Source organism: Vibrio proteolyticus NBRC 13287, from assembly GCF_000467125.1.
Classification (GTDB): domain Bacteria; phylum Pseudomonadota; class Gammaproteobacteria; order Enterobacterales; family Vibrionaceae; genus Vibrio; species Vibrio proteolyticus.
Genome location: NZ_BATJ01000014.1, coordinates 1 through 7,582, shown reverse-complemented (window position 1 = coordinate 7,582; position 7,582 = coordinate 1). Strand labels below are relative to the sequence as shown.

The 7,582-nt window shown below is 40.3% G+C and carries 10 protein-coding genes; 9 read left to right on the top strand and 1 reads right to left on the bottom strand.

Going from position 1 to position 7,582, the window contains the following annotated elements; all coding sequences use genetic code 11:
• Nucleotides 1-608 precede the first annotated feature (608 nt).
• The 5 genes from VPR01S_RS16250 to VPR01S_RS16230 all read left to right on the top strand — a co-directional run bounded on the left by VPR01S_RS16250 (nt 609) and on the right by VPR01S_RS16230 (nt 3,803).
• Nucleotides 609-1,511: an HNH endonuclease gene (locus VPR01S_RS16250; RefSeq protein ID WP_021706454.1), complete on the top strand. Its 903-nt coding sequence runs from the start codon at nt 609-611 to the stop codon at nt 1,509-1,511.
• Nucleotides 1,512-1,658: 147 nt separating this feature from the next.
• Complete coding sequence (locus VPR01S_RS16245) at nt 1,659-1,958, top strand: DUF2004 domain-containing protein (RefSeq protein WP_021706453.1); 300 nt, start codon at nt 1,659-1,661, stop codon at nt 1,956-1,958.
• A gap of 151 nt (nt 1,959-2,109) precedes the next feature.
• Complete coding sequence (locus VPR01S_RS16240) at nt 2,110-2,529, top strand: DUF2513 domain-containing protein (protein ID WP_021706452.1); 420 nt, start codon at nt 2,110-2,112, stop codon at nt 2,527-2,529.
• A gap of 143 nt (nt 2,530-2,672) precedes the next feature.
• The gene (locus VPR01S_RS22010; protein WP_021706451.1) at nt 2,673-3,119 is read left to right on the top strand and encodes a hypothetical protein; all 447 of its coding nucleotides are present in this window, start codon (nt 2,673-2,675) and stop codon (nt 3,117-3,119) included.
• A 177-nt stretch (nt 3,120-3,296) separates the two neighbouring features.
• Nucleotides 3,297-3,803: a hypothetical protein gene (locus VPR01S_RS16230; protein ID WP_021706450.1), complete on the top strand. Its 507-nt coding sequence runs from the start codon at nt 3,297-3,299 to the stop codon at nt 3,801-3,803.
• A 132-nt stretch (nt 3,804-3,935) separates the two neighbouring features.
• On the opposite strand, the gene VPR01S_RS16225 is transcribed toward VPR01S_RS16230, so the two are convergent.
• Nucleotides 3,936-4,607 (bottom strand): hypothetical protein, encoded by a 672-nt coding sequence (locus VPR01S_RS16225; RefSeq protein WP_081693191.1) that lies wholly within the window; start codon nt 4,605-4,607, stop codon nt 3,936-3,938.
• Between the two features lie 196 nt (nt 4,608-4,803).
• Here VPR01S_RS16225 and VPR01S_RS16220 point away from each other — a divergent pair, with 196 nt between their 5' ends.
• The 4 genes from VPR01S_RS16220 (at nt 4,804) to VPR01S_RS16205 (ending at nt 7,487) form a co-directional block, all read left to right on the top strand.
• On the top strand, nt 4,804-5,067 hold the full coding sequence (locus VPR01S_RS16220; RefSeq protein WP_021706448.1) for a hypothetical protein: 264 nt from the start codon (nt 4,804-4,806) through the stop codon (nt 5,065-5,067).
• Nucleotides 5,068-5,319: 252 nt separating this feature from the next.
• Nucleotides 5,320-5,718, top strand: coding sequence for a VOC family protein (locus VPR01S_RS16215; protein ID WP_021706447.1), 399 nt, complete (start codon nt 5,320-5,322; stop codon nt 5,716-5,718).
• Nucleotides 5,719-5,867: 149 nt separating this feature from the next.
• On the top strand, nt 5,868-7,082 hold the full coding sequence (locus VPR01S_RS16210) for a DUF3644 domain-containing protein (RefSeq protein ID WP_009697324.1): 1,215 nt from the start codon (nt 5,868-5,870) through the stop codon (nt 7,080-7,082).
• A gap of 36 nt (nt 7,083-7,118) precedes the next feature.
• Entirely contained in the window at nt 7,119-7,487 is a 369-nt protein-coding gene (locus tag VPR01S_RS16205; RefSeq protein ID WP_081693190.1) for a hypothetical protein, read from the top strand.
• The last annotated feature ends 95 nt before the right edge of the window (nt 7,488-7,582 follow it).

Sequence of the window (7,582 nt, the reverse complement as noted above, 5' to 3'; positions counted from 1 at the left end):
TGTGGCATTTTTACTATGCGTTGGTTTTAGTGGTTAAGGTGGTATGCGGCAGCATCGGTATTGCGTGCCTCACACCTTAATTGGGCGTTAGGTTGCTTTTAAGATTTTAGGCTTGTTGGTTCTGCACTCAGCCACTTTAAGTCCATCATTTGAAGTTACTTTTGTGTCTGTGTGGCACGAACATCTTCATGTGAAGGCGTCGTTTAGTGGCTAAATTTCAAGTTCGGCGGTTCACCGTTTTTTAGTTTGAACGGCCAAGTTCGGTTTTCAGAAACCGCTTGTCCCAAAAGGTTCTGAGGTCCGGTGTCTTAAGTTCATCGCTTAATGGTTTCAGTGAACCACCGCAAAAACAGTGAAGCGCTTGTCATTTAGGTTCAGTGCTTGTTGCGGTGCATTCAGCATTGGTGTTTTATAGGTTAACCATCGCATTCCAAATCAGCAAAGGCGCTTGGAATAAGCATCCCTAACAAACTGCTCAAGACGGACTGCCAACGCTCGGCGGTTTTACTTCTGGTCGGGTTTTGTGTTTACGGTGGCTTGTTTACGTTTTGTGGTATGTTGTCAGCCACTTAGCAGGGCGTTATACGTATTAGTTCAGAGGAAGTATTATGCAGTTATTTTTCCATGATGTTGGCTTAAAAGGAGCTAATGCAGATTTTCCAAAAACTGTCTTTGGTGAAGTCGCTGTTTCCGACATCGTCGAACATTGTCCACCTCATCTACAAGCAGAAATAGAAGATAAGCTTCTAGCTGAGTTTCCCGATGGCTGGTGTAACGTCTGGGGAGTTCCTGATGGCGCCAAGAGTGTTATTCGTCAACTAAAAGTTGATGATGTCATGCTTTTAATCAAGACCACTGGTGGTGATGGTGAAATGCCTGCTCTTTGTCATGTAAAAGGCTTTTGGAAAGAGCAGCTTTTAGACCTTTCAAACTTTTTGTGGGGAAGTAGTCATTTCCCCTACGTGTTCTTTTTCAAAACTCAGCATATCGAACTGACTTGGACCCAGTTCAAGAAAGATGTTCAATATATGCCAAATTTTCGACCGTCAGGAAATGTTTATCGTGTGAAAAGCGATCGACTAGAACACTTTGGTGGTTCAGGAGGCTATGTCAGTCATCTTTTACAAAAACCATATGTAATCGATGATTTAGGCGACTATGAAATTCGAGAGAACTCACCAGAGCAGGAGTATGCTGAGGGAGAAAGGCAGGTACGTGAAGCTTCATATTTCAAGCGTAACTCTAAGTTAGTAAAAGACGCAAAAGCCGAGTTTGGTTTTATATGCCAGGTTTGTGATTTTGATTTCGAGTCAGTGTACGGAAAAGAATTAGGTGCTGGGTTTATCGAGTGCCATCATAAGAACCCTCTACACGAAAAAGATGAAAACTACATCAGTACATTAAATGACGTTTGTGTTGTTTGTTCAAATTGCCACCGTATGCTTCATCGCACTAAGCCAGCAATGAAACCAGAAATTCTAAAAGCAAAGCTGCTCAAAAAATACGTATAACAAACTGTTTAAGAGTGATTCGCAACGCGTGGCATTTTCACTATGCGTTGCGTTTGGTGTTTAAGGTGGTATGCGGGAGCTTCTGTATTGCGTTGCTCACACCTTAACAGGGCGTTATGTTTTTCTCGATATAAGCAGAGTATTGGAATGGATAAAAAAGTAGAGTTAGCTCTAGAAGCTATAAAAGCCTCTCGCGGTACGGAGTCGGGAGAATACGGGATCGATTTGTTTGTATCTCATCATTTAGATGAACTCCCAGCAGCAGTATGGCTAGAAATTTTAGGCAAAGAAAATCCAAGCTTTGACGACATTTTGTCTGCACTGGTAGTCGCTTACGTGGAAGACGACGTCTGTGATTTTACGTTGCCCAATGATGTCACAAATTACTTAATAAGCGTTTCATTTGATGAAAATGGTCAAGTTGTTGATATTTCGATGGAAAGCTGAGAATACAAACATAACAATCTGTTTAAGAGTGATTCGCAACGCGTGGCATTTTTACTATGCGTTGCGTTTAGTGTTTAAGGTGGTCTGCGGCGGCTTTTGTATTGCGTTGCTCACACCTTAACAGGGCGTTATGAGCCACAAGGATAATTCGATGAAAGTTGATAAAGAATATTTGAAACAATTATTGGAAGCTTTTGAAAGCGCTGAAAGACCAACTACCAATATTCGTGAGCTTGAAGCTAAAGGCTTTCACTATGATGATGATAAATTTGTGTTTCATACCGACATCTTAGTTGATAAGGGATACATCGAGTCATTTGCTCAGAGTGCTAGAGGTGTAGGCTATACAATGATGGGGAATGGTCAAAGAGGTTGGTCAGTTGTCCCGATTCGTCTTACAGCTTTTGGCCATGATTTTATTGAATCTCTAAATGAACCCAATGTTTGGGCGGAAATTCAAGCCAATTTTAAAGAATCAAGCTTAGACACAATCTCATCTGTCGCAAAAGACCTAGCTAAAGGTTACGCAAAGCAAAAAGTCAAAGCATTACTCGAGGCTGCTGGCTCATAACAAAGCGTTTAAGAGGGACTCCCAACGCTTGGCGGTTTTAGTTCAAAGTTTGGCTTATGTGTTTATGGCACAATGTTTAAGTTTGGGTGGCATAGCGTTGTCGCCCCTTAACGCGGCGTTATACCTACTAGGGAGAGTTGTTGGTGGAATCAGGATATTGGTTCAAATCTACAAAATTTGAAATTGAGAAAAGCGAAGACGAAGAAACTAACCCAGGTTGTTATGGTAAACAATTAGCGTACTGGCTAAGTGATGAATTTGCTAAACTTGGCTATCAAACTGATGTTATTCCAGAAGACTGGGGTTGGTGTGTCATATGTGAATCAAATGACTATTTACTTTGGTTGGGCTGCGGTTCGATGCAAGATGAAGAAACGTTAGAAAGCTATCAAAAGGGAAAACCTCCCGAAGTAAAAGAGGTTGTATGGCATACCTTCCCTACAATAGAAGTTCCCTTTTTCAATTTCAAAGCAATAATCAATAAATGGTTTGGGAAATTAGACCTAGAAACGCCTCTTAAGAAACTAGATAAAGAGTTACAACACATTTTATCATCTGAAGTTGAAATTGAGCTTTGTGAAGAACCGTAGGTATAACAAAGCGTTTAAGAGGGATTCTCAACGCTTGGCGGTTTTGGTTCAATGTTTGGCTTTTGTGTTTATGGCACAATGGTTTAGTTAGGGTGGCAGCGTTGTTCACCCCTTAACGCGGCGTTATGTGCTAGTCGGAATAGGTGAAAATGATCCATATCTCAAAGTATTGGAAAGATGGACTTACTGAAGCTTGCTGACAAATTAACCATGAGGCTAGTCCAGAAAAGGTGGGGGGAGAAAAACTTCTACACTTTGGAAAAAGAAGTGTTTCTTGGTTTTTACTCGGTCAGAAAGCTAATCGAATCTAGAAAAATCTCTGACTCAGTTAAAAATAAAAACTATAAGGTTCGGAAGATTGAGTTTTCAGGCGAACCAGAAAGGCTTATGCCCAGTTCAGCCGACTCGGATTATGATTTAGTGGGTAGTACTGAAGTGTCCACTCTAAATACGATACAGATATGTAATCAGTTTATTCATAGTTACCACTTTGTCCCGTTTTTTCCAACTGGTTCTAACTTGGTAGGGTTCTTTGTTTGCTCAGACTTTGACAGGAAAAAGTGTATTTACTTTATAACCATATTTGAAGTGGCAGAAATTTTTAAAGCTGTTGGTGAAAATTACCCAACAAGTATGACAGTCGAACGACTCAAAAATGGGAAGATCAAAACGGTAATCGAGTAGCGCACATAACAAATTGCTTAAGAGTGACGGCTAACCTTTGGCACTTTTAGTTCGGTTGAGTTTAGTGATTACGTGGCTTTGCTTGAGTTCAGTGTAGTTAGCCGCACCTTAGCAAGGCGTTATGTATAAAGGTCAGGCATCTCCACCTTGCGCTATGAAATCATCATATGTCATAGCAGTTGATACAGATTTGGCTGTAAAATCGAGGGCTAGTACTACCTCAGACTCTGCATTTCTCGCCCAAAGAATCGATTCTTTATTAACTGTTGCTTTGATTACAATTCGATTATTTCTAGGGGTATCAGAGGAAGGGTGGTAATATGCAAACGATTTTGCCACACTGAAGTCAGTTGACCATGATTGTCTCTGCTTATACTTGTCTGTTTTTAATTCGGTGTTGTGACAACCTCTATAGACAGTGACTAACTCACCTGCGCATTGGAACTCATTGATCTTCTGATTGATTATCACAACGGGAAACCAATTGTCTGTACCTCTATTTGTGTGTGCGTATAGGCATTTGCTCAATTCAATGTCACTGTATACTTGCCATGATTTGAAACAGTCAAACATCGCTTGAAGAAACTCATTTAATTCAGGGTTTCCGGATTCATAGTAGAGAGCGTTGTAGTCTGCGTCGGTTGCTTTTTTAACCTTTACATCTGTCGAAACATCATATAACTGCGATAAGTTATTGAAGATTATGATTTTTTCATCAGCAGTAAAGCTGGAAAGCTTTTGGCTGAAGTGTTCCCAACATATTTTCATGTCTAACTTCAGGCAATCAATTACTTCTTGTTTCATAAGTGGTTTATATTTTAGTTCGGTGTGTGCATTATACATAACAAAGCGTTTAAGACAGATTCCCAACGCATGGCATTTTTCATTCCATCGTTAGGTTTTGTGTTTACGGTGGTCTGGTTGGGTTCTGTGGTCGCGTTGCTCACTACTTAACGCGGCGTTAGGGCTAAAAATTGTAAATTCATAAATCGAGGTACTCATGACTAATGAGGCGAAAGAACAAGAATTAAACGTCGAAGTTACGGCAAAGAAAGATGAGTTGTCTCTTAAAGCAAAAGGGGCAGGATTACTGATTTTAATTGCAATTTGCTTGGTTGGAATTGTACTAGTAGCACTAAAAATGGCTGATAGTGAAAACATGACAGTACTTTTTCTGCCATTAATCTTCCTGTCTTACATTACCAACAATTTGATAGCGACACTTGATGCCACGTTGGGTTTGACAGTACGTCATCACGATTGAGCTTTAGCCCTAACAAAGCATTTAAGACGGATTCCCAACGCTCGGCATTTTCATTTTACTTTGAGTTTAGTGTTTACGGCACAATGGTTTAGGTTAGGTGGCCTGCGTTGCTCACCACTTAATGCGGCGTTATGTTGCATTCGAGTAGCTTATTCTAAATATCTGAATATATTGCTCTAATGATTTGCATTGTTGCATATGAATTTCTGATGTATTTTCCATGGAAGATTAATTCAACAGTAAGGAAAAACAATGACTCCATCGACAAAGGGTGTGCATCACATCGGATTAACCGTTTCAAGATTAGAAGAAAGTGCTAAGTTCTTCACTGGTGTACTTGGTTGGAAAGAGGTGAAAAGAAACCCTGATTATCCAGCTATTTTTGTTAGTGACGGAACGGTAATGTTGACACTTTGGTCTACGAAAACTGACTCACCAACTGAATTTGATAGAAAAGCTAATGTTGGCTTGCACCACTTAGCTTTGTTGATTGAAACTGAAGAGCTTTTAGTGTCGCTCCATGAGCGTTTGAAAGAAGAAGGGGTTTTGATTGAGTTTGAACCTGAACTTGTAAGAGAGGGGCCGGCAAAACATTTGATGTGTTACGACCCAAGCGGTATTCGAATCGAGTTTTTTTGGGCTGGCGTGTAAAGCAACATAACAAACGCTTCAAGAGGGACAGCCAACGCGCGGCATTTTCGCTATGCGTTGGTTTTTGTGGTAACGGTGTTATGCGGTAAGTTGGTAGTAGCGTTGGCTGCCCCTTAAGCGGGCGTTATATGCAGTCAGTAGGTAGGTTTATGTCAGAGAAAAAATGGTCACAAGTAGACAAGGCGTATACATTCTTCCTTGAGAGTTTTAAGTCTGGGCACGAGTTCACGTTAGATGAATTAGCTGAAAAGACAGGTTGGAGTGTATCTACAGTAAAAACGTATTTACGTAAAAAATGGGTTTCATTGCTGGAGCGAACGAACAATGGTTATAAGGTCACAGAAGTTATCACAACTTTTAACTCAACTACTTTTCGTCAACACCAAAGCCAAAAAGACGAGGTAGATAAGTACCTTCACCAGATCATGTTAGAAAAGGCTATCTCGGCGTGTATCTCAGCGATAGAAATATATAACAAACCTAATTTTCAGCATCGAGAAGAGACTTTCTCAATTCTAATGACAAATGCATGGGAACTTCTTCTAAAGTCCAAGTTGGTAAAGGATGGTGCTGACAATCCTGAGTCCATTCATATTTTTAATAAGGGGCAAGCTGTAATATCCCCAAGCGGTAACCCAAAAACGATTTCATTGGGCGCAGCCCTGAATCGTTTACTAGCCAATGGTGCTATCCCAAAGGTGGTCGGAGATAACATTCGATTGTTAATGAATATCCGTGATGACTCGGTACATTTTGTCTGTGGTGACCTTGAGTTGAGCACTAGTATCCAAGAAATTGGCACAGCATCACTGAAAAACTTCATGACTCTTGCGATGAACTGGTTCCACCATGACTTTAGTCGGTACAACTTCTACCTCATGCCTGTATCATTTTTCCATCTTTCAGATGTTGCTAGCTTTAGCGTGGATAGTGAGGTTAAGTCAAATCTCTTGAAGTATCTGAAAGACATTGAGAAAGACCATGAGCACGACAAAGATGCGAACTATGCAATATCGTTGAAACTTCATACTAAGTTGGTAAAAACGACAAATGATGAAGCCTTACAAGTGCGCCTAACTAATGACCCTGATGCTCCGGAAATTGTTCTTTCCGAAGAAGATGCTCTGAAAAACTATCCACACGATTACTACGAGCTGCTAGAAATACTCAAGGCACGCTATACGAACTTTAAGCAAAATAAAGTCTTTCATGACCAAATGAGAACGTTAAAAACTGAAGGTGAGAGATACTGTAAACTGCGTCGATTAGATCCTGACAATCCTAAAAGTATTAGTAAAACTTTCTATCACAACAGGGTCATCGACCAGTTTGACCAATGGTACGAAAGGGTTCGGGTGAAATAAGCATATAACAAAGCATTTAAGAGTGATTCGCAACGCTTGGCAGTTTCGCTTCGCTCAAGTGTAGCCAAGCGTCGCTCACACCTTAATGCGGCGTTATGTGTAAAGGTGATTATGGGTAATTTATCAATAAATGAAGTCATGCTCGAGGCTTTAAATGAATTAGAAGCCAATGGTGATATTGTAATATCAACTACGGTTCCAAATGTAATCGTTGATAAGCTTATTGAGGCATGTAAGCAGGTGTCGCCAATTTCGCTATCTGAAATTGAGTTTTCAGCTGTTAAAAATGCAGTAAATGCAACATGTAATGGAACAAAGCTAGATGATTCGGATTTTCAAACGCATATTGGTTTAACTAAAGAAGAACTTAAAGTAGTTGCTGAAAAGTTAGGTAAAGCAGTCTGATAATACACATAACAAGGCGCTTAAGTCTGATTCGCTAACGCGTGCCGTTTTCGCTTCGCTCAAATTTTGGCACACTTTAGCTCACAGCTTAGCTT